The sequence below is a fragment of the Streptomyces sp. NBC_01244 genome (assembly GCF_035987325.1).
In the GTDB taxonomy this organism is placed as follows: domain Bacteria; phylum Actinomycetota; class Actinomycetes; order Streptomycetales; family Streptomycetaceae; genus Streptomyces.
Genome location: NZ_CP108488.1, coordinates 3963012 through 3989367, shown reverse-complemented (window position 1 = coordinate 3989367; position 26356 = coordinate 3963012). Strand labels below are relative to the sequence as shown.

The 26356-nt window shown below is 71.5% G+C and carries 22 protein-coding genes and 1 tRNA gene; 15 read left to right on the top strand and 8 right to left on the bottom strand.

The features are described from left to right. Positions 1-61 precede the first annotated feature (61 nt). The 3 genes from OG247_RS17640 to OG247_RS17630 all read right to left on the bottom strand — a co-directional run bounded on the left by OG247_RS17640 (position 62) and on the right by OG247_RS17630 (position 3724). Positions 62-373 carry an FmdB family zinc ribbon protein gene (locus OG247_RS17640; protein ID WP_327253141.1) on the bottom strand — a complete coding sequence of 104 codons (312 nt, stop codon included), beginning with the start codon at positions 371-373 and terminating at the stop codon, positions 62-64. A gap of 67 nt (positions 374-440) precedes the next feature. Continuing rightward, positions 441-1781: an MFS transporter gene (locus OG247_RS17635; protein ID WP_327253140.1), complete on the bottom strand. Its 1341-nt coding sequence runs from the start codon at positions 1779-1781 to the stop codon at positions 441-443. 365 nt (positions 1782-2146) lie between these two features. Continuing rightward, positions 2147-3724, bottom strand: coding sequence for a potassium/proton antiporter (locus OG247_RS17630; RefSeq protein ID WP_327253139.1), 1578 nt, complete (start codon positions 3722-3724; stop codon positions 2147-2149). A gap of 336 nt (positions 3725-4060) precedes the next feature. Between OG247_RS17630 and OG247_RS17625 the strand changes: the two genes are divergently transcribed. Further along, positions 4061-6913 carry a penicillin acylase family protein gene (locus OG247_RS17625; RefSeq protein ID WP_327253138.1) on the top strand — a complete coding sequence of 951 codons (2853 nt, stop codon included), beginning with the start codon at positions 4061-4063 and terminating at the stop codon, positions 6911-6913. An 18-nt stretch (positions 6914-6931) separates the two neighbouring features. Here OG247_RS17625 and OG247_RS17620 read toward each other — a convergent pair whose 3' ends face one another. Continuing rightward, on the bottom strand, positions 6932-7543 hold the full coding sequence (locus OG247_RS17620; RefSeq protein ID WP_327253137.1) for a 5-formyltetrahydrofolate cyclo-ligase: 612 nt from the start codon (positions 7541-7543) through the stop codon (positions 6932-6934). A gap of 92 nt (positions 7544-7635) precedes the next feature. On the opposite strand from OG247_RS17620, the gene galU reads away from it, so the two are divergent. The 7 genes from galU (at position 7636) to OG247_RS17585 (ending at position 13011) form a co-directional block, all read left to right on the top strand. After that, entirely contained in the window at positions 7636-8538 is a 903-nt protein-coding gene (galU, locus tag OG247_RS17615; protein ID WP_327253136.1) for a UTP--glucose-1-phosphate uridylyltransferase GalU, read from the top strand. A gap of 4 nt (positions 8539-8542) precedes the next feature. Then, positions 8543-9889 carry a molybdotransferase-like divisome protein Glp gene (glp, locus tag OG247_RS17610; protein ID WP_327253135.1) on the top strand — a complete coding sequence of 449 codons (1347 nt, stop codon included), beginning with the start codon at positions 8543-8545 and terminating at the stop codon, positions 9887-9889. A gap of 73 nt (positions 9890-9962) precedes the next feature. After that, positions 9963-10466, top strand: a complete 504-nt coding sequence (moaC, locus tag OG247_RS17605) for a cyclic pyranopterin monophosphate synthase MoaC (protein ID WP_327253134.1) — start codon at positions 9963-9965, stop codon at positions 10464-10466. Next, entirely contained in the window at positions 10463-11047 is a 585-nt protein-coding gene (locus OG247_RS17600) for a MogA/MoaB family molybdenum cofactor biosynthesis protein (protein WP_442813320.1), read from the top strand. The genes moaC and OG247_RS17600 overlap by 4 nt, the downstream gene beginning before the upstream one ends. Before the next feature lie 17 nt (positions 11048-11064). Beyond that, a complete protein-coding gene (locus OG247_RS17595) occupies positions 11065-11685 on the top strand; it encodes a GNAT family N-acetyltransferase (protein WP_327253133.1) in 621 nt (206 codons plus the stop codon). Between the two features lie 157 nt (positions 11686-11842). Next, positions 11843-12859 carry a divisome protein SepX/GlpR gene (sepX, locus tag OG247_RS17590; RefSeq protein ID WP_327253132.1) on the top strand — a complete coding sequence of 339 codons (1017 nt, stop codon included), beginning with the start codon at positions 11843-11845 and terminating at the stop codon, positions 12857-12859. A 78-nt stretch (positions 12860-12937) separates the two neighbouring features. Next, positions 12938-13011: transfer RNA gene (locus tag OG247_RS17585), tRNA-Ala, on the top strand. An 85-nt stretch (positions 13012-13096) separates the two neighbouring features. Here OG247_RS17585 and OG247_RS17580 read toward each other — a convergent pair. Next, on the bottom strand, positions 13097-13645 hold the full coding sequence (locus tag OG247_RS17580) for a TIGR04222 domain-containing membrane protein (RefSeq protein WP_327253131.1): 549 nt from the start codon (positions 13643-13645) through the stop codon (positions 13097-13099). 125 nt (positions 13646-13770) lie between these two features. Beyond that, positions 13771-14274: a GNAT family N-acetyltransferase gene (locus tag OG247_RS17575; RefSeq protein ID WP_327253130.1), complete on the bottom strand. Its 504-nt coding sequence runs from the start codon at positions 14272-14274 to the stop codon at positions 13771-13773. 38 nt (positions 14275-14312) lie between these two features. On the opposite strand from OG247_RS17575, the gene OG247_RS17570 reads away from it, so the two are divergent. Then, positions 14313-15116, top strand: a complete 804-nt coding sequence (locus OG247_RS17570; RefSeq protein ID WP_327253129.1) for an exodeoxyribonuclease III — start codon at positions 14313-14315, stop codon at positions 15114-15116. On the opposite strand, the gene OG247_RS17565 is transcribed toward OG247_RS17570, so the two are convergent. Further along, positions 15098-15793, bottom strand: coding sequence for a MerR family transcriptional regulator (locus OG247_RS17565; protein ID WP_327257518.1), 696 nt, complete (start codon positions 15791-15793; stop codon positions 15098-15100). The genes OG247_RS17570 and OG247_RS17565 overlap by 19 nt on opposite strands. Positions 15794-15974: 181 nt before the next feature. Between OG247_RS17565 and OG247_RS17560 the strand changes: the two genes are divergently transcribed. The 4 genes from OG247_RS17560 (at position 15975) to OG247_RS17545 (ending at position 19677) form a co-directional block, all read left to right on the top strand. Next, entirely contained in the window at positions 15975-17528 is a 1554-nt protein-coding gene (locus tag OG247_RS17560) for a flavin-containing monooxygenase (RefSeq protein ID WP_442813319.1), read from the top strand. Next, a complete protein-coding gene (locus tag OG247_RS17555) occupies positions 17525-18559 on the top strand; it encodes an alpha/beta fold hydrolase (RefSeq protein WP_327253128.1) in 1035 nt (344 codons plus the stop codon). The genes OG247_RS17560 and OG247_RS17555 overlap by 4 nt, the downstream gene beginning before the upstream one ends. Beyond that, positions 18556-19440, top strand: a complete 885-nt coding sequence (locus OG247_RS17550) for an SDR family oxidoreductase (protein ID WP_266908044.1) — start codon at positions 18556-18558, stop codon at positions 19438-19440. The genes OG247_RS17555 and OG247_RS17550 overlap by 4 nt, the downstream gene beginning before the upstream one ends. 78 nt (positions 19441-19518) lie before the next feature. Beyond that, positions 19519-19677 (top strand): hypothetical protein, encoded by a 159-nt coding sequence (locus tag OG247_RS17545; protein ID WP_327253127.1) that lies wholly within the window; start codon positions 19519-19521, stop codon positions 19675-19677. An 89-nt stretch (positions 19678-19766) separates the two neighbouring features. Here OG247_RS17545 and OG247_RS17540 read toward each other — a convergent pair whose 3' ends face one another. Continuing rightward, the gene (locus OG247_RS17540) at positions 19767-23063 is read right to left on the bottom strand and encodes a S41 family peptidase (RefSeq protein WP_327253126.1); all 3297 of its coding nucleotides are present in this window, start codon (positions 23061-23063) and stop codon (positions 19767-19769) included. Between the two features lie 253 nt (positions 23064-23316). Here OG247_RS17540 and OG247_RS17535 point away from each other — a divergent pair, with 253 nt between their 5' ends. Both OG247_RS17535 and OG247_RS17530 read left to right on the top strand, forming a co-directional pair. Next, positions 23317-23907: a TetR/AcrR family transcriptional regulator gene (locus OG247_RS17535; RefSeq protein ID WP_327253125.1), complete on the top strand. Its 591-nt coding sequence runs from the start codon at positions 23317-23319 to the stop codon at positions 23905-23907. Positions 23908-24051: 144 nt separating this feature from the next. Next, positions 24052-26259 carry an MMPL family transporter gene (locus OG247_RS17530; RefSeq protein ID WP_327253124.1) on the top strand — a complete coding sequence of 736 codons (2208 nt, stop codon included), beginning with the start codon at positions 24052-24054 and terminating at the stop codon, positions 26257-26259. Positions 26260-26356 lie beyond the last annotated feature (97 nt).

Genomic DNA, 26356 nt, shown 5'->3' with positions numbered 1-26356 from the left:
TCCCGTGGGGACGGCAGGGCCTCGGATGAAGCTGTTGCGGCCGGTGAAGCCTTGGAGCGCGTCAGGCGGCCGACGAGCTCGACGACGACGAGGAGGTCGAGGTCGAGGACGACGAAGCCGTCGAGGACGAGGACGCGGCCGGGGTGGCGGCCGGCGTCGACGCGGGCTTCGAGGCAGGGGTGCTGCTCGACGAAGCGCCGCGGCTGTCGTTCCGGTAGAAACCGGATCCCTTGAAGACGATGCCGACCGCGGAGAACACCTTCTTCAGGCGTCCGTCACAGCTCGGGCACACGGTCAGCGCGTCATCGGTGAACTTCTGCACGGCCTCAAGGCCCTCACCGCACTCGGTGCACTGGTACTGGTAGGTCGGCACGAATTTCCTCCTGGCACTCTCACTCAATGAGTGCTAACGACGCTCCATGGTGACGTATTCCGGCGGATCAGTCCACCGTCACCGGCACGCGGTGACCCAGGCCACGCTCGTTCACCCCCGCGGCGGGTGCCGCGGAGGTGGCCGAGGCGGCCGGCTTGGACGAGCTGACGATCCGGCTCGGGGCCTTCGGGGCCAGCTTCGCACGCAGTGCCAGCAGGATGGCCAGGGCGAGCACGGTGGCCACCATCGGCACGAGGAACCCGTACGAGGACCCGTGCGCGTCCGTCAGACGGCCGGCCAGGGTCACGGCGCCGGCCTGCCCGAAGGCGACGCCACCGGTGAGCCAGGTGAAGGCCTCGGTCCGCGAGGCGGCCGGGATCAGCTGCTCGATCATGGTGTAGCCGGTGATCAGCGCGGGGGCGATGCACAGACCGACGACCAGGCCGAGCGCGCCGAGCAGGATCATCGAGTTCGCGGCCCACAGGACCGAGGCGGCCGCGGTGAGGCCGATGTAGCCGAGGATCAGGCGGCGGCGCGGGCCGATCTTCCAGGCGATCGCGCCGCAGGCGATGCCGGCGATCATGTTGCCCGCGGCGAAGACGCCGTAGAGCAGACCGTTGGCGCCCGGGTTGCCGATCTCCTCGGAGAAGGCGGCGAGCGAGACCTGCATGCCGCCGAAGACGGCGCCGATGCCGATGAAGGCGACGATCAGGACGCGCAGCCCGTGGAACGACAGGGCCGGAGCGTGCTTCTCACCGTGTGCCGGACGGGCGACGGGCTTGGGCTGCGTGGCGCGCTGGGCGGCGAAGAGCAGGCCGCCGATCAGGGTCAGCGCGGCCTCGGTGATCAGACCGGCCGCCGGGTTGATGCCGGTGCACAGCGCGGTGGCGAGCACCGGGCCGACGACGAAGGTGAACTCGTCGGTGACGGACTCGAACGCGGCGGCCGTGGGCAGCAGCGGGGAGCCCTCGAGCTTGGCCGCCCAGCGGGACCGGACCATGGGTCCGACCTGCGGGACGGATGCACCGGCGGGGACGGCCGCCAGTGCGAGCGCCCAGACGGGCGCACCCAGCAGCGCGAACGCCACCAGGGAGCTGACGGCGGTGGCGTGGACGAGGGCCACCGGGACCAGGACGGCGCTCTGGCCGTGGCGGTCGATGAGCTTGCCCATGACGGGAGCGAACACGGCCATGGAGATACCGGTGAAGGCGGCGACGATGCCGGCGCTTCCGTAGGAACCGGTGGTGTGCTGGACCAGTAGCAGGATGCTGATCGTCAGCATGCCGAAGGGGAGTCGCGCGGCGAATCCCGGGAGAACGAAGCCGAGGGCGCCGGGCGTGCGCAGGAGCTGCCCGTAGCCGGGTCGGGTGGACGTGGCGGACTTGTCGGTCGTGACCGCGGATGTCACGGCCTGGCCTTTCCGCTGCCTGGTAGAACTCCCCGTCTGCGGACGATGCGGCGCCTTGTGAGCGATCGCACCCGTACATGTGGGAGCCCCGAGAGCTGTCCTCTTGCGCCAAACCGAGTGATACCTGGGCGCCCACTGCGGGAGGGTGCCACGGCCGCTTTGCGGTCGCGCCAGCTCTGCGTCAGACAGAGTTGGTTCGATGTGTTGTTCCTTAATCGTACAGGCAGATCGGCCGGTACGCCCTGTGATTCGGGCTACAGGGCGTGTCTTCACCTGCGATTAACTGGAGCTTCGCATTCAGGTCCTACGTAAACAGGGCTGAATCCGGACGGAAACCGTCGAATTCGAAGAATTAGAGCGCCGCTCTAACCCTTGGCGGAACCCTTTGCGGGACCCTTGGCGGGACCTTTCGAGGCCCCCTTGGCCGAGCTCTTGCCGGAGCCCTTGGCCTTCCCGCCCGAGGCCGCGCCGCCGCCGTCCCCGCCGGTCCCCAGCCAGCCCGCCAGCTTGCCGCCCCGGGCCACCGCCCGCAGCCGCGCCTCCGCGGCGTCCCGTACCGGGTCCGTGGCCACCACCAGCAGCTCGTCCCCGCGCCGCAGCACGGTCGACGGTGCCGGTACGAAGCTCCGCGCGTCCCGTACGACCAGCGTGACGGAAGCCCCCGGCGGCAGCCGCAGCTCGCTCACCTCGACGCCGTGCATCCGCGAGGCGGGCGGGATCGCGAAGGACAGCAGGTGTCCGCGCAGCTTCTCCAGCGGCGCCGACTCGATCCCCAGGTCGGAGGCGGCCTCGTCGCTGTTGCCCAGCTTCAGCTTGCGCGCGAGCCAGGGCAGGGTCGGGCCCTGGACCAGGGTGTAGACGACGACCAGGACGAAGACGATGTTGAAGACGCGCTCGCTGCCCTCGATCCCGGACACCATGGGGATGGTGGCCAGGATGATGGGCACGGCCCCGCGCAGGCCCGCCCAGGACATGAGCGCCTGCTCCTGCCAGGGCAGCCGGAAGGGCAGCAGCGAGACGAAGACCTCCAGCGGCCGGGCCACCATCGTCAGCACCAGCCCGATGATCACCGCCGGCCAGAAGTCGTGGACCAGCTCGTGCGGGGTGACCAGCAGGCCCAACAGCACGAACATGCCGATCTGGGCGATCCAGCCGAGCCCGTCCGCGAATCCCCGGGTGGCGGGCCAGTGGGGGAGCTTCGCGTTCCCGAGCACCATCGCCGCCAGGTACACCGCGAGGAAGCCGGAGCCGTGCGCCATCGCGCCGGCCGCGTACGCGGTGATCGCGATCGCCATCACCGCGATCGGGTAGAGGCCCGAGGCGGGCAGCGCCACGTGCCGCAGCCCGTACGAGCCCAGGAAGCCCACGGCCAGTCCGATCGCGACGCCGATCGCCAGCTCCAGCGCGATCTTGCCTATGAGGACGTACCACTGGTCGACCGGCCCGACGGTCGCGAAGGCCACGACCAGGATGACGACGGGGGCGTCGTTGAAGCCGGACTCGGCCTCCAGCACACCCGTCACCCGGGAGGGGAGCGGGACCTTGCGCAGGACCGAGAAGACGGCCGCCGCGTCGGTCGAGGAGACGACCGCGCCGATCAGCAGGGCCTGCCGCCATTCGAGTCCGACCAGGTAGTGCGCGCCCGCCGCGGTCACGCTCACGCTGACGGCGACGCCGACCAGCGACAGCACGATCGCGGCCGGCAGGGCCGGCTTGATCTCTTTCCACTTCGTGCCCAGACCACCCTCGGCGAGGATCACCACGAGGGCGGCATAGCCGATCACCTGGGTCAGCTCGGCGTTGTCGAACACGACGTTGCCGATGCCGTCCTGGCCTATCGCGACGCCTATGCCGAGGTAAATGAGCAGGCTGGGGAGTCCGCTGCGCGAAGAGACGCGTACCGCCGCCACGGCGACGAGCAGCACGAGCGAGCAGACCAGCATGAGCTCATTGAGCGTGTGGACAGTCAGCGGGCGGCCCTTTCCTCGATGTGCCAGGCGGCGGCGGAACGGCGGACCGGCCGACGACGGGTCGACGGATCGTTCCGGCGCGGGCACGGACGGCAAGTACTTCGTTACCTTACCTAATCTTTGGTGCGCCCTTTACTCGTTAGCCACATTGTGAAACGCCTGCGGGGCCCTGTCCTCATGACCCCTCGTCACGAGCCGCCGGCCAGGGGCCGACCACGAGCCCGACCCCTGGCGGATCACCGGGGGCGGTCCTGCGCCTATGGTTGCTCCCAGCACTCCCAGGACCACCCTGCCCCTCTAAGGACAGCGATGCCCGCCAACGAAACCGCCCCTTCCGTCAAGAAGAAGGGACGACGCGCCCGTCTGATCGTGCTCGTCCTGGTGCTGGCGCTCTTCGCTGGCCTCGGGTACGGGGCGTACTGGAGCGTGGACAGCGTGCGGGCCTCGTTCCCGCAGACCACCGGCTCCCTCAAAGTGCCCGGCCTGACCGGGACCGTCGACGTCAAGCGCGACGCCAGCGGAATCCCCCAGCTGTACGCCGACTCCGACGAGGACCTCTTCCGCGCGCAGGGCTTCGTGCACGCGCAGGACCGGTTCTGGGAGATGGACGTACGCCGCCACATGACCTCCGGGCGGCTCTCCGAGATGTTCGGCGCCGGCCAGGTCGAGACCGACGCCTTCCTGCGCACGCTCGGCTGGCGCCGGGTCGCGCAGCAGGAGTACGACACCAAGCTGTCGGCCGACACGAAGAAGTACCTGCAGGCCTACGCCGACGGGGTCAACGCGTACCTGAAGGGGAAGTCCGGCAAGGACCTCTCCGTCGAGCACGCCGCCCTCAAGCTCAGTGACTCCTACGCCCCCGAGCAGTGGACCCCGGTCGACTCGGTGGCCTGGCTCAAGGCGATGGCCTGGGACCTGCGCGGCAACATGCAGGACGAGATCGACCGTGCGCTGATGACGGGCAAGCTCTCGCAGGCGCAGATCGACCAGCTCTACCCGCCGTACCCCTTCGACCGGAACCGTCCGATCGTCGAGGGCGGCACCGTCAAGGGCGGGAAGTACGCCCCCGCGGCCGGTCCCGGCTCCGGCAGCCCCGTGGGCTCCGGCTCCACCACCACCGGCGGGCAGGGCGGCGCCAACGGCTCCCAGGTCTCCGCACGGACCGCCGGCGAGACCGGGCTGGCCGGCAACGCCACCGCCCAGGGCGCCACCGTGGGCCTGCGGACCTCGCTCAGCGCGCTGGCCGACACCCTCGACACGATCCCCGCGATCCTCGGCCCGGCCGGCAGCGGCATCGGATCGAACTCCTGGGTCGTCGCGGGCAAGTACACGACCACCGGCAAGCCGCTGCTCGCGAACGACCCGCACCTCTCCCCGCAGCTGCCCTCGGTCTGGTACCAGATGGGCCTGCACTGCCGGGCGGCTTCGGCCTCGTGCCGGTACGACGTGGCCGGCTACACCTTCTCCGGCATGCCGGGCGTGATCATCGGCCACAACGCCGACATCGCCTGGGGCATGACCAACCTCGGCGCCGACGTGACCGACCTCTACCTGGAGCAGGTCAAGCCCGAGGGCTACGTCTACGACAACAAGGTGCTCCCCTTCACCGCCCGCGAAGAGGTCATCAAGATCGCCGGCGGCGGCGAGAAGAAGATCACCGTCCGGTCCACGAACAACGGTCCGCTGATCTCCGACCGCAGCGACGAGATCACCACGGTCGGCGCCCGCGCCCCCGTGAGCAGCGCCGCCCCGGACCGCGGCAACGGCTACGGGGTCTCCCTGCGCTGGACCGCGCTGGACCCCGGCAAGTCGATGGACGCCGTCTTCTCGCTCAACCGGGCCAAGAACTTCCAGGAGTTCCGCACGGCGGCCCGCGACTTCGAGGTCCCCTCGCAGAACCTGATCTACGCGGACAACAAGGGCGCCACCGGCAACATCGGCTACCAGGCCCCCGGCCGGATCCCGATCCGCGGCGGCGGCGCGGACGGCAAGATGCCGACCCCGGGCTGGGACTCCAAGTACGCCTGGAAGGGCGGCAAGGACGGTAACGCCGGCTACGTCCCGCAGGACGAGATGCCGTGGGTCTACAACCCCGACCGCGGCTTCATCGTGACCGCCAACCAGGCCGTCACCGAGAGCGGCGCGGGCAAGTACCCGTACCTGCTGACCACCGACTGGGGCTACGGCGCCCGCAGTCAGCGGATCAACGACCTCATCGAGGCGAAGATCAAGGACAGCGGGAAGATCTCCACCGACGACATGCGCACCATGCAGATGGACAACAGCAGCGAGATCGCCGCGCTGCTGACCCCGATGCTGGCCAAGATCGACGTCTCGGACCCGGACGTCCGCTCCGCGCAGAAGCTGCTGGAGGGCTGGAACTACACCCAGGAGCCCGACTCGGCGGCCGCCGCGTACTTCAACGCGGTCTGGCGCAACATCCTCAAGCTGGCCTTCGGTGACAAGATGCCCAAGGAGCTGCGCGTCGAGGGCAGCTGCATGAACGTCCCCGAGTCGACCACCGGGCCGGCCGACGACCTCGTCAAGATGGTCCGCGAGTGCGGTGAGCGCGCCTCCGACTCGGCGCAGCCGGACGGTGGCGACCGGTGGTTCGAGGTGGTCCGCCGCCTGGTCAAGGACGAGAAGTCGCAGTGGTGGCAGGCGCCCGCCGTCGGCCGCACCGTCGCCGCCACCACCAGCCGCGACCAGCTCTTCGCGCGGGCCATGAAGGACGCCCGCTGGGAGCTGACCGCCAAGCTCGGCAAGGACCAGTCGACCTGGAGCTGGGGCCGGCTGCACCAGCTGATGCTGAAGAACCAGACGATCGGCACCGAGGGCCCCGGCTACCTCCAGTGGCTCCTCAACCGCGGCCCCTGGAACCTGGGCGGCGGCGAGGCCACCGTCAACGCCACCGGCTGGAACGCCTCCAGCGGGTACGGGGTCACCTGGGTGCCCTCGATGCGCATGGTGGTGAACCTCGCCGACTTCGACAAGTCCCGCTGGATCAACCTGACGGGCGCCTCGGGGCACGCGTACCACGACCACTACACGGACCAGACGACGCTGTGGGCCAAGGGTGAACTGCTGGACTGGCCCTTCGGCAAGGACGCCGTGGGCAAGGCCACGGTCGACACCCTGACCCTCCAGCCCGAAGGTTCGTGAGCTCGGGTTCCGGGCCGTCTAGGCACTGAAGCGGATCACCCCCGACGGGGTGGCCACCGCCCGTACGGGGTGGTCGTGCGGTTCCTCCGGGACCCGCGCGACCACCTCGTCGTCGTAGAGGAGCACGACCAGCGCGGGATGCGCCCCGGCGCGCTCCAGCCGTTCCAGTACCCGGTCGTACGAGCCTCCGCCCCGACCGAGCCGCATCCCCCTCCGGTCCACGGCCAGTCCGGGCAGCAGTACGGCGTCGGCGCCGGTCACCGCGTCGGGGCCGAGGCGGGGACCGGCGGGCTCCAGGAGCCGCATCTTCCCCGGGTGCGCGGCCTCGGCCAGGCTCTCCGGGCCTTCGTACGCCGCCCAGTCGAGGTCGTTGTCGGGCAGCAGGACGGGCAGCAGCACACGGGTGCCGGCCGCCCGCAGGGCGTCGAGCAGCTCGCGCGTGCCGGGTTCGGAGCCGATGGAGACGTAGGCGGCCACGGTGTGGGCGGAGCCGAGTTCGGGCAGTTCCAGGGCGGAGCGGGAGAGGGCGCGGGCCGCGGTGCGCAGGGCGTCGGCGGACAGGGCGCGGCGGGCCGCGAGGAGTTCGCGGCGCAGGTCCGTCTTGGCCGTCGCAGGCCGGTTCTCGGTCACGGTTGTCTCGTATCCCTTTCTATGGGGGTAAAGCTGATCATGTTCATCTGAATCTCACTCGGGCCTCATGACGAACGACTATCGTTCCGCCCATGACTCAGTTGCACCCCGTGATCAAAAAGGCCGTCATCCCGGCCGCGGGCCTCGGCACTCGGTTCCTTCCCGCTACCAAGGCGACACCCAAGGAAATGCTTCCTGTGGTGGACAAGCCGGCCATCCAGTACGTGGTCGAGGAGGCGGTTTCGGCAGGCCTCGACGACATTCTCATGATCACGGGCCGTAACAAGCGTGCTCTCGAAGACCACTTCGACCGCAACTACGAGCTGGAGTCCGCGCTCATCGCCAAGGGCGACGACGACAAGCTCAAGAAGGTCCAGGAATCCAGCGACCTGGCCACCATGCACTACGTCCGCCAGGGCGACCCCCGGGGCCTCGGCCACGCCGTGCTCTGCGCCGAACCGCACGTCGGCGACGAACCCTTCGCCGTCCTCCTCGGCGACGACCTCATCGACCCCCGCGACCCGCTGCTGCGCCGGATGACGGAGATCCAGCAGAGGGCCGGCGGCACCGTCGTCGCGCTGATGGAGGTCGACCCCTCCCAGGTGCACCTCTACGGCTGCGCCGCGGTCGAGCCCACCGACGAGTCGGACGTGGTCCGCATCACCGGTCTCGTGGAGAAGCCGGACGCCGCGGACGCACCCAGCAATTACGCGGTCATCGGACGGTACGTCCTCGATCCGGCGATCTTCGGCATACTGCGTGAGACCGAGCCGGGCCGCGGCGGTGAGATCCAGCTGACCGACGCCCTGCAGAAGCTGGCCGCCGACGAGACCGTCGGAGGCCCGGTGCACGGCGTGGTCTTCCGGGGCCGCCGCTACGACACCGGGGACCGCGGGGACTACCTGCGGGCCATCGTCCGACTCGCGTGCGAGCGTGAGGACCTGGGCCCGGAGTTCCGCACCTGGCTTCACCATTACGTCACGGAGGAGATGTAGGACCTTGAGCAAGCCCGAAGCACCGAGGGACACGGCCGCCCCCCAACGCCTCTGGTCGGTGGACGAGCACCTGGCGGACGTCCTCGGCACGGTCCGGCCGCTGGAGCCCATCGAGCTCCAGCTGCTGGACGCCCAGGGCTGCGTCCTCGTCGAGGACGTCACCGTACCCGTGGCCCTGCCGCCCTTCGACAACAGCTCGATGGACGGGTACGCCGTCCGGACCGCCGATGTCCAGGGCGCCAGCGAGGAGTTCCCCGCGGTGCTGACGGTCATCGGGGACGTGGCGGCCGGCGACGGCGAGCTGCCGACCGTGGGCCCCGGCCAGGCCGCCCGCATCATGACCGGCGCCCCGCTGCCCCCCGGCGCGGAAGCCGTCGTACCGGTCGAGTGGACCGACGGCGGCACGGGCGGCGGCGCCGCCACCGGAATGACCCCCGCCAGCGAGTCGCCCGAGGGCGCCGCGGGCGAGGTACGGGTCCACCGCCCCGCCGAGGCGCGGGCGCACGTCCGCTCCCGCGGCAGCGACGTACAGGCCGGGGACCTCGCGCTCGCCGCGGGCACCGTCCTCGGGCCTCCGCAGATCGCCCTGCTGGCCGCCATCGGGCGGGGCACCGTACGGGTGCGTCCGCGCCCGCGCGTGGTCGTCCTGTCCACCGGCAGCGAACTGGTCCAGCCCGGCGAGGCCCTGACGCCCGGCACGATCTACGACTCCAACAGCTTCGCCCTGGCCGCCGCCGCGCGGGACGCCGGGGCCATCGCCTACCGGGTCGGAGCCGTCGCCGACGACGCCGAGACCCTGCGCTCCACCATCGAGGACCAGCTCATCCGGGCCGACCTGCTGGTCACCACGGGCGGGGTCAGCGTCGGCGCGTACGACGTGGTCAAGGAAGCCCTCACGGCCGTCTCCACCGGGGACGACGAGGTGGACGGCGCCGGCATCGACTTCCGCAAGCTGGCCATGCAGCCCGGCAAGCCCCAGGGCTTCGGCACCATCGGCCCCGACCACACCCCGCTGCTGGCCCTGCCCGGCAACCCGGTCTCCTCCTACGTCTCCTTCGAGCTGTTCGTGCGCCCCGCGATCCGCGCCCTCATGGGCCTGCCCGCCTCCGAGGTCAGCCGGCCGAGCGTGCGCGCGGTGCTCAAGGCGGACAAGGCGCTCGGCTCCCCGGCGGGCCGCCGGCAGTTCCTGCGCGGCAAGTACGACGCGGAGTCCGGCACGGTCAGCCCGGTCGGCGGATCGGGCTCGCACCTGATCGCCGCGCTGGCGCACGCCGACTCCCTGATGGTCGTACCGGAGGACGTGACGTCGGTGGAGCCCGGGGCCGAGCTGGAAGTGGTCCTGCTCGGCTGAGGTCCGGCGGATGCGGGTAGCGTGTTGCACCACACAGGCCCTTGCGGGGCCCGGACGGGAGCGGCACGCAGATATGAGTACGCAGAGCAGCACCGGCGGCGCCGCCGGCACCAGGCTGACGCACATCGACGAGGCCGGCGCGGCCCGGATGGTCGACGTCTCGGCGAAGGACGTCACCACCCGGACGGCGCGGGCCAGCGGCCGCGTGCTCGTCTCCCCCCGGGTCATCGAACTGCTGCGCGGCGAGGGCGTACCCAAGGGCGACGCCCTCGCCACCGCGCGGATCGCCGGGATCATGGGGGCGAAAAGGACCCCCGACCTGATCCCGCTGTGCCACCCGCTGGCCGTCTCCGGGGTGAAGGTGGACCTGAAGGTCACCGACGACGCCGTCGAGATCCTCGCCACCGTCAAGACCACCGACCGCACGGGCGTCGAGATGGAGGCGCTGACCGCCGTCGCGGTCGCCGGGCTCACCGTCATCGACATGGTCAAGGCCGTCGACAAGGGCGCGGTCATCACCGACGTGCGGGTCGAGGAGAAGACGGGCGGCAAGTCCGGCGACTGGGCGCGCTCGTGAACGCCCCGCGCGGCGGCGAGGTCCACAGCCACGCCCACGCCCCGGAGGCGGCACCCGTGACGCCCGGGCCCGGCTCGCTGCGCGCGCTGGTCGTCACCGCCTCCAACCGGGCCTCGCAGGGCGTGTACGCGGACAAGGGCGGCCCGGTGCTCGCCGAAGGCCTGAGCGCGCTCGGCTTCGCGGTGGACGGCCCGCGCGTGGTTCCCGACGGGGACCCCGTGGAGGCGGCCCTGCGCGAGGGCGTGGCCGCCGGGTACGACGTCATCCTGACCACCGGCGGCACCGGCATCTCGCCGACCGACCGGACCCCCGACGCCACCGCCCGGGTCCTGGACTACGAGATCCCGGGCATCCCGCAGGCCATCCGGGCCGAGTCCCTGGCGAAGGTGCCCACCGCGGCCCTCTCCCGGGGGCTGGCGGGCGTGGCCGGACACACCCTGATCGTGAACCTGCCCGGTTCCACGGGCGGGGTCCGCGACGGGATCGCGGTCCTGTCCCGCGTCCTGCTGCACGCCGTCGACCAGATCCGCGGCGGCGACCACCCCCGTCCCGGGGGCAGACCGCCGGGGAGCCCGAGCTGAACGGCCCCACCTGGCCGGTGGCGCTGGCGGACGGCGATGTCACCCTCCGGCCGATAAAGCTGCGGGACCAGACCGCCTGGCGCGAGGTCAACCGCCGCAACCGCGACTGGCTCCGGCCGTGGGAAGCGACGATCCCGCCGCCCGCGCCCTGGGGGCCGGTGATCCAGCGGCCCACGTACCGGCAGATGGTGCGCCACCTGCGGGCCGAGGCGAACGCGGGGCGCATGCTGCCGTTCGTCATCGAGTACCAGGGCCGCCTGGTGGGCCAGCTGACGGTCGCCGGGATCACCTGGGGCTCGATGTGCGCGGGCCACGTCGGCTACTGGGTGGACCGGGACGTGGCGGGCCGCGGCGTGATGCCGACGGCGGTCGCGCTGGCGGTGGACCACTGCTTCACCAAGGTCGGGCTGCACCGGATCGAGGTCTGCATCCGGCCGGAGAACGGTCCGAGCCGGCGGGTGGTGGAGAAGCTCGGCTTCCGCGAGGAGGGGCTGCGCCCGCGGTACCTGCACATCGACGGGGCCTGGCGCGATCACCTCGTGTACGCGCTGACGGCGGAGGAAGTGCGCGAGGGGCTGCTGCGCCGCTGGCACCGCGCCCGTCATCCGCAGGGTCCCGCGCAGTCGGCCGAACAATAGAAATCCGATATCTGTTCGAATTCTTTCGCTCAATGACCGATTCGCCCATAACCTGATCCGAAGAATCACAAAAAAAGTCCGTGATATCAGCGAGATCGTGCGACACGCCGTCCCAATTGGCGGATCCGCCCGGCCGCGCCCCTCTACGGTGTGGGGTGTGAGCAGCAGCGGCCTCATCTACGCAGTCATTGTCGGGGCCTGGGCCGCCTACTTGGTGCCCATGTGGCTCCGGAGGCAGGACGAGCTGAACGAAGCCCGTCCGACGGAACGCTTCTCCACCGCCATCCGGCTGCTTTCCGGCCGGGCGGGAATGGAGCGCCGTTACGCCAAGGGGCTGCGTGAGCGCGGTGACGAGGAGGCGCGGCCCCAGCCCCCCGCGGACCCGGACGCCGCGACGGAAACGGTCAAACCCGTGGACGCCGCCGACGCCCGGGCTGTCGTCGTGCCCCCGCCGACCCGGGCCGAGCCGAGATCGGCCGCCTCCGAGCGGGCCGACCGCGTGGAACGGGCCCGCCGCGAGCAGCGCCTGGTCGTCCTGGCCCGCCGCCGGCGCACCACCGCGCTGCTCTTCCTGATCTTCACCCTCGGCGCGGTCGCCGCCGCCGTCGGCGGACTCCAGTACCTGTGGGCCCCGGCCGTCCCCGCCCTGCTGCTGAGCACGTACATCGTGCACCTGCGGGTCCAGGAGCGGCGCCGCTACGAGTTCACCATGGACCGGCGGCGCGCCGAGGCGGCCGCCCGCCACCTGCGCGAGAACCGCCCCCGGCGGCGCCACTCCGAAGATGCCGCGGTGGCCGGCTCCGACCCGGACCCCGCGCCACCCGTCTCCCCGCAGGAGGCCGGCCGGCGCGCCCTGGTCGAGCAGACCGACCACGCGGAGTGGGTGGACCAGCAGCGCGAACGCGAGCGCGGCCCCGCCCGGGGTGACAGCTGGGAGCCCGTCCCGGTGCCGCTGCCCACGTACGTGACGGCCCCGGTCGCCCCGCGCGCCACCGGCCCGGCCACCCCGGACCCCTGGAGCGCGGCCCGCTCCAGCACGGCCGAGCCGACCGAACCCCGCCTGCGCGCCCAGCCGTCGGCTCCGTCGCCGCGGACCCGCCCGCGCGACGCGGCCCGTACGCCGCTCTTCGACCAATACGAGGGCGACGAGCGCCCGCGCGCCGCGAACGAGTGATCGATGACCTGCGCGGACGCTCCCCGACATCGGTTTTGGAGCACCCGCGAGGGGATGCTAATGTTTCACACGTCGCAAGGGCCTGTGGCGCAGTCTGGTAGCGCACCTCGTTCGCATCGAGGGGGTCTGGGGTTCAAATCCCCACAGGTCCACAAACGACAGTTCACGGGTTGCTCCCGGGAACGTCACGAGATCCCGTCCGGTCGGAAGACCGGGCGGGATCTTTTGCGTTCAGGGTCAGGAGTCGCTTCCCGAGCCGCCGCCGAAGCTGCTGAAGTCCTGGCCCGTGCCGAAGTTTCCGTTCAGGTCGCGGTCCAGGGCCGGGGGACGGGATCTCAGGCGGTCCAGGACCGTCGGGGCGCGGGTGCCGGTGATCAGGTTGCGCAGGAGATGGTCCTCGATGGCGGACGGGCCCTCGAAGACGTAGGCGGGGTGCGTGCCCGCCGACTCGGCCTCCGCGAGCAGGCGGCGCGCGGCACGGGTGGGGCGGTGGCCGAAGCGGGAGAGGAGGCCGAGGGCACGCAACCGGCGGCCGATCTCCCCGGTCTCCGGGGCCTCGCGCACAGCCGCGATCGCGGCCGGGACGCCGCGTCCGCGCGAGCAGAACGCCGTGAGCACCGCTTCGACCGGGTGACGGGCGGGCGGTGCGGGCAAGGTCGCGCGGACGCGGGGGCCCGTGATGGTCAGCGCGCCGAGGTCCCGAAGGGCGACCAGGGCGGTTTCGGCGACGCGTTGGGGGCCGCCGGCCAGGTGGGCCAACTCGTAGACGCTCGGATCCGTGTGCATGGGCCCCCCGGTGGGTCATGGTGACGTCCTCGGCCCAGTGTGGGCGCGGTGCCCGGCGGATGGACCGTGATGGTGGGGGGTTCAGAGGCCGATCTGAGGTTCCGGCACCTGGCTGTGGTCGCGGGTCAGGCTCCCGGGTTCAGCGGCTTCGTCATGCAGCGGCTGTTGTCGTGGAAGCGGTAGTGACCGAACTTGGCTTCCGCCATGGTGTAGCCCTCGGAGAGGTAGAGGGCGATGGCCTCCGGCTGCTGGTCGCCGGTCTCCAGGGCCATGCGCAGGCGGCCGGCCGCGCGGGCGTCCGCCTCCAGGGCGGCGAGGATGCGGCGGGCCAGGCCCAGGCCGCGGGCCTCGGGGACCACGTACATGCGCTTCAGCTCGGCGTCGCCGTCGGCGTAGCCCTCGTCGTTCGCCTCGTGGCTGCGCCAGCCGCCGCTGGCGATCGGGGTGCCCGAAGCGTCGTAGGCGAGGAGGTAGAGACCCCGCGGCGGGTCGAACATCGCCGGGTCGAGGAAGGTGACATCGCCCTCGCCGTCATAGCGCTTCTCGTATTCGATCTGTACTTGGTCGTTGAGCTTGACCGCGTCCGGGTGGTCGTACGACACGGCGCGGAGCTGGATCTCCTGAGACATCCGAACAGCGTACGGAACGCTCCGGCTATCGTGCAGGGATGTTCTCTGTGACCTCCGTAAACGTGAATGGAATCCGCGCTGCCGCCAAGAAGGGGTTCTCCCCGTGGCTCGCCGGGTCCGACGCCGACGTCGTCTGCCTGCAGGAAGTACGGGCCGAGGAGGGGCAGATTCCGGACGAGGTGCGGGCGCCCGAGGGGTGGCACACCGTGTTCGCGCCGGCCGCCGCCAAGGGGCGGGCCGGGGTCGCGGTCTACTCGCGGCGGGAGCCGGAGCGGGTGCAGGTCGGATTCGGGAGCGAGGAGTTCGACACGAGCGGGCGGTACCTGGAGATCGACCTGCCGGGTGTGACCGTCGCCAGCCTCTACCTGCCGTCGGGGGAGGCCGGGACCGAGAAGCAGGACGAGAAGTACCGGTTCATGGGGGAGTTCCTCGGCTATCTGAAGGAGCTCAAGGCGCGGGCCGCCGCGGACGGGCGCGAGGTCGTCGTCTGCGGTGACTGGAACATCTGCCACCAGGAAGCCGACCTGAAGAACTGGAAGACCAACCGGAAGAACGCCGGCTTCCTGCCGGAGGAGCGCGAATGGCTCGGGCAGGTCTACGCCGCCGCCGGGTACGTGGACGTGGTGCGGAGCCTGCACCCCGACACCGAGGGGCCGTACTCCTGGTGGTCCTACCGCGGGCGGGCCTTCGACAACGACGCCGGCTGGCGGATCGATCTGCAGGTGGCGACGCCGGGGCTGGCGGCCAAGGCCGTCAAGGCGTTCGTGGAGCGGGCCGAGACGCACCCCGAGCGGTGGTCGGACCATGCGCCCGTGACCGTGGTCTACGAGCTCGGCGTCTGACCCGGCGCCGGCGGGCGCAGGCGCTCCATGGCCATCGTGAGTTCCGCCTCGACCACGCTCTTGGCCAGGGGGCGCAGGCGCGGGACCGCTTCCTCCGCGATGTGCGTGGAGATGAGTTCCGCGAACAGGGCCGCCATCGCGTCCGCGTGCTCGCGGACCCGGCGGCCCGCCTCCAAGACGGCCGAGAGCGGTACGCCCTCGCGGACCAGGGCGGAGGAGACGTCAAGGAGCCGGCGGCTGACGTGGACGATCTCCTCGCCGTCGGTGACGAGGTAGCCGAGGTCGAGCGAGGCCGCCAGGTTCTCCGGGGTGACCTCACCCTCGAAGTAGTCGGCGAGGGCCTCGGGTGTCAGGCGGACCGGGGTCTCCTCGGACCAGCCGATGCCGAGCAGCTCACCCAGCTGGCCGACGTCGCGGCCGTTTTCGAAGGCGACGGTCAGCTCGGCTATCCCGCCGAGGGTGTGGCCGCGCTCCAGCAGGGCGGCGATGGTGCGCAGCCGGGCCAGGTGGTGGTCGTCGTACCAGGCGATGCGGCCCTCGCGGCGGGGCGGCGGCAGGAGCTTGCGCTCACGGTAGAAGCGCAGGGTGCGTACGGGTATGCCGGCGGCCTCGGCCAGCTCTTCCGTGCGGTATTCGCGCACTGTGGTCCTTGCTTCGGTGGCTTCGGCGGCTTGGATGGGGCGCGCTGCGTCCTGTGTCGCATTGTGCGGCACGTGCGCAGCCTAGGGCGTACTCCCGGTAACTTTCCCGGCGCGACCCCTACCCATGAGTACGGGGCTGCTCTACTCTCCCGATTGTGCCAGTGATTGCTGGCAGCATCCGAATGGGCGTTGGCATCGGCATCCGAAGGTGGCTGGCATGGGCGGTGGCATGGACGGGCGCGAGCAGGAACGCGAACACGTACGCGTGGCGGTGATCGGGTCCGGGTTCGGCGGGCTGGGCGCCGCGGTGCGGCTGCGGCGCGAGGGGATCACGGACTTCGTCGTGCTGGAGCGCGCGGACTCCGTCGGCGGCACGTGGCGGGACAACAATTACCCGGGGTGCGCCTGCGACGTGCCCTCGCACCTGTATTCGTTCTCCTTCGCTCCCAATCCCGACTGGCCCCGCACCTTCTCCGGGCAGCCCGCGATCAGGGAGTACCTGGAGCACGTGGCCGACACCTTCGGGCTGCGCCGCCACATCCGGCTGAACCACGAGGTCCGGATGGCGCGGTGGGACGCGGACGGGATGCGGTGGGAGATCGAGACCTCGGGCGGGGACCTCACCGCCGACGTGGTCGTCTCCGCCACCGGGCCGCTGTCGGACCCGAAGATGCCGGAGATGCCGGGACTGGCCGGCTTCCCCGGCAAGGTCTTCCACTCCGCCCGCTGGGACCACGACTACGACCTGCGCGGCAAGCGCGTCGCCATGATCGGTACGGGCGCCTCCGCCATCCAGATCGTGCCCGCCATCGCGCCCGAGGTGGAGCGGCTCACGCTCTTCCAGCGCACCCCGCCGTGGGTCATGCCGCGCACCGACCGGGCGATCACCTCGGTGGAGCGCTGGCTGCACCGCCAGCTCCCCTTCACCCGGGCGGCCCGCCGCGGGCTGCTGTGGGGGATACGCGAACTCCAGGTCAGCGCCTTCACCAAGCGTCCCAACCAGCTCGGGCTCGTCGAGTCCCTCGCCAAGGCGAACATGGCGCGCTCGATCAAGGACCCGGAGCTGCGGGCCAAGCTGACGCCCTCGTACCGCATCGGCTGCAAGCGGATCCTGCTGTCGAGCGAGTACTACCCGGCGCTCGCCCGGCCCAACGTGGACCTCGTGGCCTCCGGGCTGAAGGAGATCAGGGGCTCGGTGCTGGTCGCGGCCGACGGGACCGAGACCGAGGTCGACGCGATCGTCTTCGGCACCGGCTTCCACGTCACCGACATGCCGATCGCCGACCGGGTGGTGGGCGTGGACGGCAAGACCCTCGCGGAGGTCTGGAAGGACGGGATGCAGTCGCTGCGCGGGGCCACCGCAGCGGGCTTCCCGAACTGGATGACGATCATCGGGCCGAACACCGGGCTCGGGAACAGCTCGATGATCCTGATGATCGAATCGCAGCTGAACTACATGGCGGACTACATGCGCCAGCTGGGCGTCCTGGGCGGGAAGGTCGCCCTCGCCGCGCGGCCGTCCGCGGTCAACGCCTGGAACCGGCAGGTCCAGACCCGCATGGAGCGGACCGTGTGGAACACCGGCGGCTGCACCAGCTGGTACCTGGACGCGCAGGGCCGCAACACCACGGTCTGGCCGGGCACCACCGGGGAGTTCCGCCGGGAGACGCTGGGCGTGGACCTGAGCGAGTACGAGGTCGTACGGGTCCGCGAGCGTGAACGGGTCCCGGTGGCCGGTGCGGCCGAAGCGGTGCAGGAGGAGGCCGCGTGAGCCGCCTGACGCACGTGACCGCGGGCCCCTACGCCCCGCCGGCCGCCCGCCGGGAGCTGGTCGCCACCTCCGCCGACGGTTCGCGCCTGCACGTCGAGGTGCACGGCGAGGACGGAGCCCCGGCCGTCGTGCTCGCGCACGGCTGGACCTGTTCCACCGCCTTCTGGGCCGCGCAGATACGGGCCCTGTCCACCGGGCACCGGGTCATCGCCTACGACCAGCGGGGTCACGGCCGCAGCCCCGCCGGCTCCCTCTCCGGCTACGGCACCGCCGCCCTCGCCGACGACCTGGTCGCCGTCCTGGAGGCCACCCTCGCCCCCGGCGAGAAGGCCGTCATCGCGGGCCACTCCATGGGCGGGATGACGGTCATGGCCGCCGCCGCCCGGCCGGAGTTCGCCGAGCACGCCGCGGCCGTGCTGCTGTGCAGCACCGGCAGCGGCCGGCTGGTCGAGGAGTCGCAGGTCCTGCCGTGGCGCGCCGGCCGCGCGAGGACCCGTATCACCGGGGCGGTGCTGGGCTCCCGGGCCCCGCTCGGACCCGTCACCCCCGTCGCCCGCAAGGTGCTGAAGTACGCCACGATGGGCCCCGGCTCCGCGCCCGAGAAGGTCGAGGCCTGCGCGCGGATCGTCCACGCCTGCCCCACTCGGGTGCGGCACGCCTGGTCCGGGGTGCTGGCCGCCCTGGACCTGGACGCGCAACTGGCCGCGCTCACCGCGCCCACCGCCGTGCTCGGCGGCAAGAGCGACCGGCTGACACCGATCGTGCACGCCCGAGGGCTGGCGGCCGCGCTGCCGAACTGCGTGGGGCTCACCGAGCTGACCGGGGTGGGGCACATGAGCCCGATCGAGGCCCCGGAGGCCGTCACCGCCGCCGTGCGCGAGCTGGCCGGGGTGTACCTCGCCGCGGGCACCGCCCCTGACGTCCCCATCGTCCCCATCGCCCCTGTTGCCGCCGCGGTCCCCGCCGCCGCTGCCGCCCCCGCCGTCCCGAAGTCCCCGAACCGCAAGCCCGCCAAGGAGAAGACGCCGTGAGTGCTCGCAGGAGTCTGGAAGGCCAGGTCGCCGTCGTCACGGGGGCCGCGCGCGGGGTCGGCGAACTGCTCGCCCGCAAACTGTCCGCGCGCGGCGCGAAGGTGGCCCTCGTCGGCCTGGAGCCCGAGGCCCTCAAGGAGGTCTCCGAGCGGCTGCACACCGACAGCGACCACTGGTACGCCGACGTCACCGACCACGAGGCCATGGCCCGGGTCGCGCAGGAGGTCAAGCAGCGCTTCGGCAAGGTGGACATAGTGGTCGCCAACGCAGGCGTCGCCTCCGGCGGGCCCTTCGTCGACTCCGACCCCGACGCCTGGCGCCGGGTCATCGAGGTCAACCTCATCGGCGGCGCCGTCACCGCCCGCGCCTTCCTGCCGGTGCTGATGGAGAGCCGCGGCTACTTCCTGCAGATCGCCTCCCTCGCGGCGATCACCCCGGCGCCGATGATGACCGCCTACTGCGCCTCCAAGTCCGGGGTCGAGGCCTTCGCGCACTGCCTGAGCGCCGAGGTCGGCTACAAGGGGGTCAAGGTGGGCGTCGGCTACCTGTCCTGGACCGACACCGACATGGTGCGCGGCGCCGACCAGGACGAGGTCATGCGCGAACTGCGCCAGCGGCTGCCGTGGCCGTCGAACCGGACGTACCCGCTGGGGCCGGCCGTCGACCGGATCGTGGCGGGCATCGAGCGGCGCTCGGCGCACGTGTACGCGCAGTGGTGGCTGCGCGGCATGCAGGGGATCCGCGGGTACCTGCCCGCGGTCATCTCGACGGTCGGACAGCGTGAGATGAAGCGTTTCGAACCGCGACTGGCCAGTGTTTCCAAGGGACTTGTGGGGGCCGGCGGGGCCGCGGACGAGCAGGAGCGCAGCCCGAGCCGCTGATCGGAATGCGAGGAATGTCCACCTGGGTGAGACTGGTCGGGTTCCCCTTACCGAACACCGCTACAGGAGTGAGGACACATGGGCATCAGGGACCAGTTCCAGGACAAGGCGAAGGAACTCGCGGAGAAGGCGAAGGCGTCCGGCAAGCAGGACGAGGCGTCCGAGCGCGCCTCGCAGGCCGCCGACCAGGCCCAGGACAGGGCGCGTGACGCCTTTGACGAGAATTTCGACAAGTAGCGGTACCCCGTAATACGCACTGAGGGGTGCGACCCGCCGTCCCGGGTCGCACCCCCTTCGCATGCCCTACGGTCCCCCGCCCCGCGGGGTCATCCCCGCGGCGGCAGCTTCGGGCGGCGCCGGTCCGGTACGTCCGTGTAGCCGGGCGGTACCGCGGCCGGGTCTTGTTCCAGCAGCTCCAGTGCCAGGTGCACGGCGTCGTCGAGCTGCGCGTGCCGCCCCTCCGCCCAGTCGAGCGGGGTGCGCAGGATCGGCAGGTCGGGCTCCACGCCCTGGTTCTCCACGGACCAGCCGTACTCGGGGAACCAGGCGGCGTTCATCGGCACCGTGATCACCGTGCCGTCGCCCAGGGTGTGCCGGCCGGTCATGCCGACCACCCCGCCCCAGGTGCGCTGGCCGACGACCGGGCCGAGCCCCAGCAGCTTGAAGGCGGCAGTGATCATGTCCCCGTCGGAGGAGGTCGCCTCGTCGGCCAGGGCCACGATCGGGCCCCGGGGCGCGTTGGAGGCGTAGGAGACGGGCTGCGCGTTGCGGGTCAGGTCCCAGCCGAGGATCGAGCGGGTCAGCTTCTCCACCACCAGCTCGCTGATGTGCCCGCCGGCGTTGCCGCGTACGTCCACGAGCAGGGCCGGCTTGGACATCTCGGCGCGCAGGTCGCGGTTGAACTGCGCCCAGCCCGAGCCGCCCATGTCGGGGATGTGCAGGTAGCCGCAGCGGCCGCCGCTGACCTCCCGGACCACCTCGCGGCGTTTGGCCACCCAGTCCTGGTAGCGCAGCGGGCGGTCGTCGATCAGCGGGACGATCGCCACCCGGCGTGCGCGGCCCTGTCCCTCGGCGGGTTCGAAGGTGAGCTCCACGGTGGTGCCGCCGGCCGCCGACAGCAGCGGGTACGGCCCGGTGACCGGGTCCACCGGCCGGCCGTCCACATGGGTGAGGACCGCGCCCTCGCGGATGCCGGTGCCCGCGAGGGGGGAGCGGGCCTTGGAGTCGGAGGACTCGCCGGGCAGGATCCGGCCGACGACCCAGGCCCCGTCGCGGGGGAAGAGGTTGGCACCGAGCAGGCCGATGGCCCGCTGGTAGTGCGGGGGTCCCTCGTTGCGGCGGGCCGGGGACACGTACGCGTGCGAGGTGCCGAGCTCGCCGAGGACCTCGCGCATCAGGTCGGCGAACTCGTCGGGGGAGGCGACCCGTTCGACGAGGGAGCGGTACTGGCGCAGCACCCCGTCCCAGTCGATGCCGCACATCCCGGGCTCCCAGAAGTAGGCGCGGATGAGCCGCCCGGCCTCCTCGAAGGCCTGGCGCCACTCGGCCGCCGGGTCCACCTCGTGCAGGATGCGCCGCAGGTCCAGGTAGACGGTGGAGTCGCTGTCGCCCGACTCGGTCGCCGGGACGGCGCGCAGGTCGCCGTCCTCGTTGACCACGAGCCGGGTGCCGTCGCCGCTGACCGCGAACCAGTCCAGCCCGGAGGCCAGCTCCGTCTTGCGGGCCTTCGTGAGGTCGAAGTACTCCAGCGTCGGCTTGCCGCTGACGTCGGCCGGATTGGCGAAGGTCTCGCCGAGCGCGCCCGAGATCGGCCAGCGCAGCCACACCAGCCCGCCGCCGCTCACCGGGTACAGGGCCGAGTACTTGGAGGCCGACACGGGGAAGGGCGTCACCCGGCTCTCCAGGCCCTCCACCTCCACGGTGACCGCGCCGTCGCCGGACTCCGAGTCCCCCTCGACCGGGTCGAGTCCGCCCGCCGCCGGGCGCCCGTCGGGGGAGAAGGCGAAGGGGGAGGGCGTGGCCGAGGACAGCGGCACCAGGTAGGGGCGGCAGCCCAGCGGGAAGGACAGGTCGCCGGTGTGGACGTCGTAGACGGGGTCGAAACCGCGCCAGGACAGGAAGGCGAGGTAGCGCCCGTCCCGGGTGAAGACCGGATTCTCGTCCTCGAAGCGGCCGTTGGTGACGTCCACGACCGTGTGCGCGCCGGGTCCGGAGATCCGGGCCATCTTGATCTGGCGCAGCGAGCGGCCGATGCCCGGGTGCGACCAGGTCAGCCAGCAGCCGTCGGGGGAGAAGGCGAGGTCGGTGACGGGGCCGTTGTCCGAGCGGATCAGCTCGCTGGCCTCGCCGTTGGACTCCTCGGTGGCGTCGATGAGCAGCAGCCGGCCGTCGTTGGAGGCGATCGCGAGCCGCTCCCCGTCCGGATCGGAGAGCAGCTCCAGTACGCGTCCCAGCGCGCCCGAGGCGAGCCGGCGCGGCTCGCGGTCGCCCGAGGCGCGGGGGAGGTAGGCGATCTCGATCGCGTCCTCGCCCTCCGCGTCGGTCACGTACGCCACCTGCCCGCCGCTGCCGAGCATCTCGGGCAGGCGGACCCGTACGCCCGGGGTGTCGGCGATGGTGCGGGCGGGCCCGTCGCGGTGCGTGAGCCAGTACAGGCTGCCGCGCACGACGACGGCGCTGGCCCGTCCGGTGGCGTCGACGGAGAGGGAGTCGACGTGGCTGGCGGCCGGGACCTGGTAGGTGCGGCGGCCCGCGCGGGGGCCGCCCAGGCGGACCTCCAGCTTGCGCGGGGAGGCGTCCGGGGCGAGCGACTCGACGATCCACAGATCACCGGCGCACTGGTAGACGATCCGGGAGCCGTCGCTGGAGGCGTGCCGGGCGTAGAACTCCGCGTGGTCGGTGTGCCGGCGCAGGTCCGTGCCGTCGGGCAGGCAGGAGTAGACGTTGCCGATGCCCTCGTGGTCGGAGAGGAAGGCGATCCGGCCGTCCACGAACATCGGCGAGTCCAGGTGGCCGTCGATGTCCTCCAGCAGCCGCTGTCCGTGCAGCCACAGCCGGCCGGTGGCGCCGCCGCGGTAGCGCTTCCAGGCCGCGGGCTCGTGCGGGGGCTTGCCGGTCAGCAGCAGGGTGCGCCGCTCGCCCGGCTCGTCGCCGTCGGGGGCCTCGTCGTGGACGGCGATGTCGGAGACGGGCCCCCAGGGGAGCGGGCCGCCGGGGCTTCCGTCGGTGGGCAGGCTGTAGGCCCAGGCGAAGTGGGAGAAGGGCTGGCCGTGCGAGGAGACGGCCAGGATGTCGCTGCGGCCCTCCTTGTCGGGCGGGGTCCAGCCGCAGACCCTGGTGTCGGTGGCGCCCCAGTAGCTGAGACGGCGCGCCGGGCCGCCCCCGACGGGGGCGAGGTGGATCTCGGGGTCGAGGCTGCGCCAGGTGGTGAACGCGATGTGCTTGCCGTCGGGGGAGAACCGGGGATGGCCCACCCGGGTCCGGTCGACGGTGATCCGCCAGGCCCGGCCGGCGGGCTCTCCGGGGGGTACCAGGGGCGCCACCCAGAGGTCGTCCTCGGTGGCGAAGCACAGCAGATCGTCGTGGAGATGGGGGAACCGGAGGTACGCCGCGTCGTGACTCACCCCCCAATGCTTTCCGCGCGGAGGGGGGCTGGCAACTCGTACAGGTGATCCAGGGCGCCTCCATGGGGCCTCGACGGGACCGTGATGGGATGTCCGTGGGACCTCCCGCTGGGTGGCGGCGGGCGGCCGGGGCGTGACCGACACCACTCCCCCAAGCGAAACGGAACGGTTTCGTTTCGCTTGGCGGCGGGGTATGGTCTATCCGTACGAAACGGTTTCGTTCGGTTGGGCAAGGTCGGGAGGAGACGCCGAGATGGTCGAAGAGGCGATGTCGCGTCGAAGCCGGATCACCCCCGAGCGGGAAGCCGAACTCCACGGGGCGGTCCTCGACCTCCTGCGCGAGGTCGGCTACGAGGCGCTGACCATGGACGCGGTCGCCGCCCGTACGAAGTCCAGCAAGGCCACCCTCTACCGCCAGTGGGGGAGCAAGCCCGAGCTGGTCGCGAAGGCCCTGCGCTGCACCCAGCCGGTCTCCCTCCGGGAGATCGACACGGGCAGCATCCGCGGGGACTTCGGGGTCATGATCGAGAACTCCGACGACGCCCAGATGGCGAAGGACACCGCGCTGATGCGGGGCCTGACCCACGCGGTGCACGAGAGCCCCGAGCTCCACAAGGCGCTGCGGGACCTGCTGGTCGATCCGGAGATCAACGGTCTGCAGCAGATGCTGCAAAGGGCGGTGGACCGAGGCGAGATCGCCCCGGACTGTCCGGCCCTGGCCTTCGTGCCGCACATGCTCATCGGGGCGTTCATCGCCCTCCCGCTCATCGAGGACCGGTCCGTCGACCGGACCTTCCTCGGTGACTTCATCGACGCCGTGGTCTTCCCCGCCCTCGGCGTCTGATCCCGCCCGGCTGCTCACCCGGCAGCCGCCCGCACGCGCTGTCCCCGCGCTCGAATCCTGCCTCTCCTGACACGCCGCTCTCGTCGTCGGAACGGCATTCCATGCCCTGATCCATCCCACGACCCGAACGGGAGAACCACCGACGTGGCCACCTTCCTTTACCGACTCGGCAGGGGCGCCTTCCGGCGCCGCCGATTCGTCGCCCTCGTCTGGGTGGCGCTGCTGTTCGTCGCCGGATTCGGCGCGGCAACTGCGTCCACACCCACCTCAGGCTCGTTCTCCATACCCGGTACGGAGGCCCAGAAGGCCTTCGACCTGCTGGACCAGCGCTTCCCGGGGATGGCCGCCGACGGCGCCACCGCCCGCATCGTGATCAAGGCCCCGGCCGGCGAGAAGGTCGACTCGGAGGCCGTCAAGCCCCAGGTCGAGAAGATCGTCAGTGAGCTGAAGGACGGTCCCGGCAAGGACCAGATCTCCTCGGTCACCAGCCCGTACGAGGCCAAGGCCGTCAGCCAGGACGGCTCCACCGCCTACGTGAGCGTCAAGTACAAGGTCAGCGGCATGGAGCTGACGGACGCCACCCGCGAGGCGCTGACGGAGTCCGCCACGGCCGCCAAGGCCGACGGACTGAACGTCCAGATCGGCGGCGACGCCCTGCAGGCCGCCCCCGAGACGGGCTCCGGCGAGATCATCGGCATCGCGATCGCCGCGATCGTCCTCGTCATCACCTTCGGCTCGCTCATCGCCGCGGGACTGCCGCTGCTGACCGCGCTGATCGGCGTGGGCATCGGCATCTCCTCCATCACCGCGCTCGCCAACGTGCTGGACCTCGGCTCGACCACCTCCACCCTCGCGATGATGATCGGCCTCGCGGTCGGCATCGACTACGCCCTCTTCATCGTCTCCCGCTACCGCGCGGAGCTCGCCGAGGGCCGTGAGCGCGACGAGGCCGCCGGCCGTGCCGTCGGAACCGCCGGTTCCGCCGTGGTGTTCGCCGGTCTGACCGTGGTCATCGCCCTCGTGGGCCTGGCCGTCGTCAACATCCCGATGCTCAGCAAGATGGGCTTCGCCGCCGCGGGCACCGTGGTCCTCGCGGTCCTCGTCGCCCTGACGCTGGTCCCGGCCCTGCTCGGATTCGCCGGCAAGAAGGTGCTGCCCGCCGGCACGAAGTCCCGCTTCCTCGGAAAGGCCAAGCCGGTCGCCGAAGGCGCCGAGCCCAAGCCCAACGGCGGCACCCGCTGGGCCCGCTTCATCCTGCGCCGCCCCGTCATGGTGCTGCTCGCGGGTGTGATCGGCCTCGGCATCATCGCGATCCCGGCGAGCCGGCTGGAGATGGGCCTGCCGGACGACGGCGCCCAGCCGGTGTCCACCACCCAGCGCCAGGCGTACGACATGCTCTCCGAGGGCTTCGGCCCCGGCTTCAACGGCCCGCTGATGGTCGTCGTGGACGGGGACAAGGCGCTCGCCGACCAGACCGTCGAGCGGATCAAGGGCCTGGACGGCGTGGCCGCGGTCATGCCGGCCACCCAGAACGAGGCCAAGGACGCCGCCGTCATCTCGGTCATCCCGAAGGACCGGCCGTCCTCCGTGGAGACCGAGGACCTGGTCCACGAGATCCGCGACGGCAGCGACAGCGGCAAGGTGTTCGTCACCGGCGCGACCGCGATGAACATCGACTTCTCGCAGAAGATGAACGACGCGCTGCTGCCCTACCTGGCACTCGTCGTCGGCCTCGCCTTCCTGCTGCTCATGCTCGTCTTCCGGTCGATCCTGGTCCCGCTCAAGGCGGCCCTCGGCTTCCTGCTCTCGGTGGTCGCCGCCCTCGGCGCCGTCGTGGCGGTCTTCCAGTGGGGCTGGCTCGGCTCGCTCTTCGGGGTGGAGCAGACCGGTCCGATCATGTCGATGATGCCGATCTTCATGGTCGGCGTGGTCTTCGGTCTGGCCATGGACTACGAGGTCTTCCTGGTCACCCGCATGCGTGAGGCGTACGTCCACGGGGAGCGGCCCGGCCAGGCCGTCGTCACCGGGTTCCAGTACAGCGCCCGGGTGGTCGTCGCCGCGGCCGTCATCATGATCGCGGTGTTCTCCGGCTTCATGGGCGCCAGCGACCAGATGGTGAAGATGATCGGCTTCGGCCTGGCCATCGCCGTCTTCTTCGACGCCTTCGTCGTCCGCATGACCATCGTCCCGGCCGTCCTCGCACTGCTCGGCCACAAGGCCTGGTGGCTGCCGAAGTGGCTCGACCGGATCCTGCCGAACGTGGACGTGGAGGGCGAGAGCCTGCGCAAGCACCTCGGGGAGTCCTCGGACGGCTCCGGTCCCGACAAGGACCGCGAGCTGGCCAACGTCTGACCCGTCGGCCCGCAGTACGCACGCGCAACGGCCCCGCACCGAGAGGTGCGGGGCCGTTGCGCGTGTCGGGCCGTCCGGATCGGGCGGGCCCCGCTGG

Bases quoted from the DNA above. Each gene is read 5' to 3' on its own strand.
- moaC (WP_327253134.1), top strand. From the start codon at position 9,963: ATGAGTACGCAGAGCAGCACCGGCGGCGCCGCCGGCACCAGGCTGACG.
- OG247_RS17580 (WP_327253131.1), bottom strand. From the start codon at position 13,645: ATGCACACGGATCCGAGCGTCTACGAGTTGGCCCACCTGGCCGGCGGC.
- OG247_RS17630 (WP_327253139.1), bottom strand. From the start codon at position 3,724: ATGCTGGTCTGCTCGCTCGTGCTGCTCGTCGCCGTGGCGGCGGTACGC.
- OG247_RS17575 (WP_327253130.1), bottom strand. From the start codon at position 14,274: ATGTCTCAGGAGATCCAGCTCCGCGCCGTGTCGTACGACCACCCGGAC.
- OG247_RS17625 (WP_327253138.1), top strand. From the start codon at position 4,061: ATGCCCGCCAACGAAACCGCCCCTTCCGTCAAGAAGAAGGGACGACGC.
- galU (WP_327253136.1), top strand. From the start codon at position 7,636: ATGACTCAGTTGCACCCCGTGATCAAAAAGGCCGTCATCCCGGCCGCG.
- OG247_RS17570 (WP_327253129.1), top strand. From the start codon at position 14,313: ATGTTCTCTGTGACCTCCGTAAACGTGAATGGAATCCGCGCTGCCGCC.
- OG247_RS17560 (WP_442813319.1), top strand. From the start codon at position 15,975: ATGGGCGGTGGCATGGACGGGCGCGAGCAGGAACGCGAACACGTACGC.
- OG247_RS17545 (WP_327253127.1), top strand. From the start codon at position 19,519: ATGGGCATCAGGGACCAGTTCCAGGACAAGGCGAAGGAACTCGCGGAG.
- OG247_RS17535 (WP_327253125.1), top strand. From the start codon at position 23,317: ATGGTCGAAGAGGCGATGTCGCGTCGAAGCCGGATCACCCCCGAGCGG.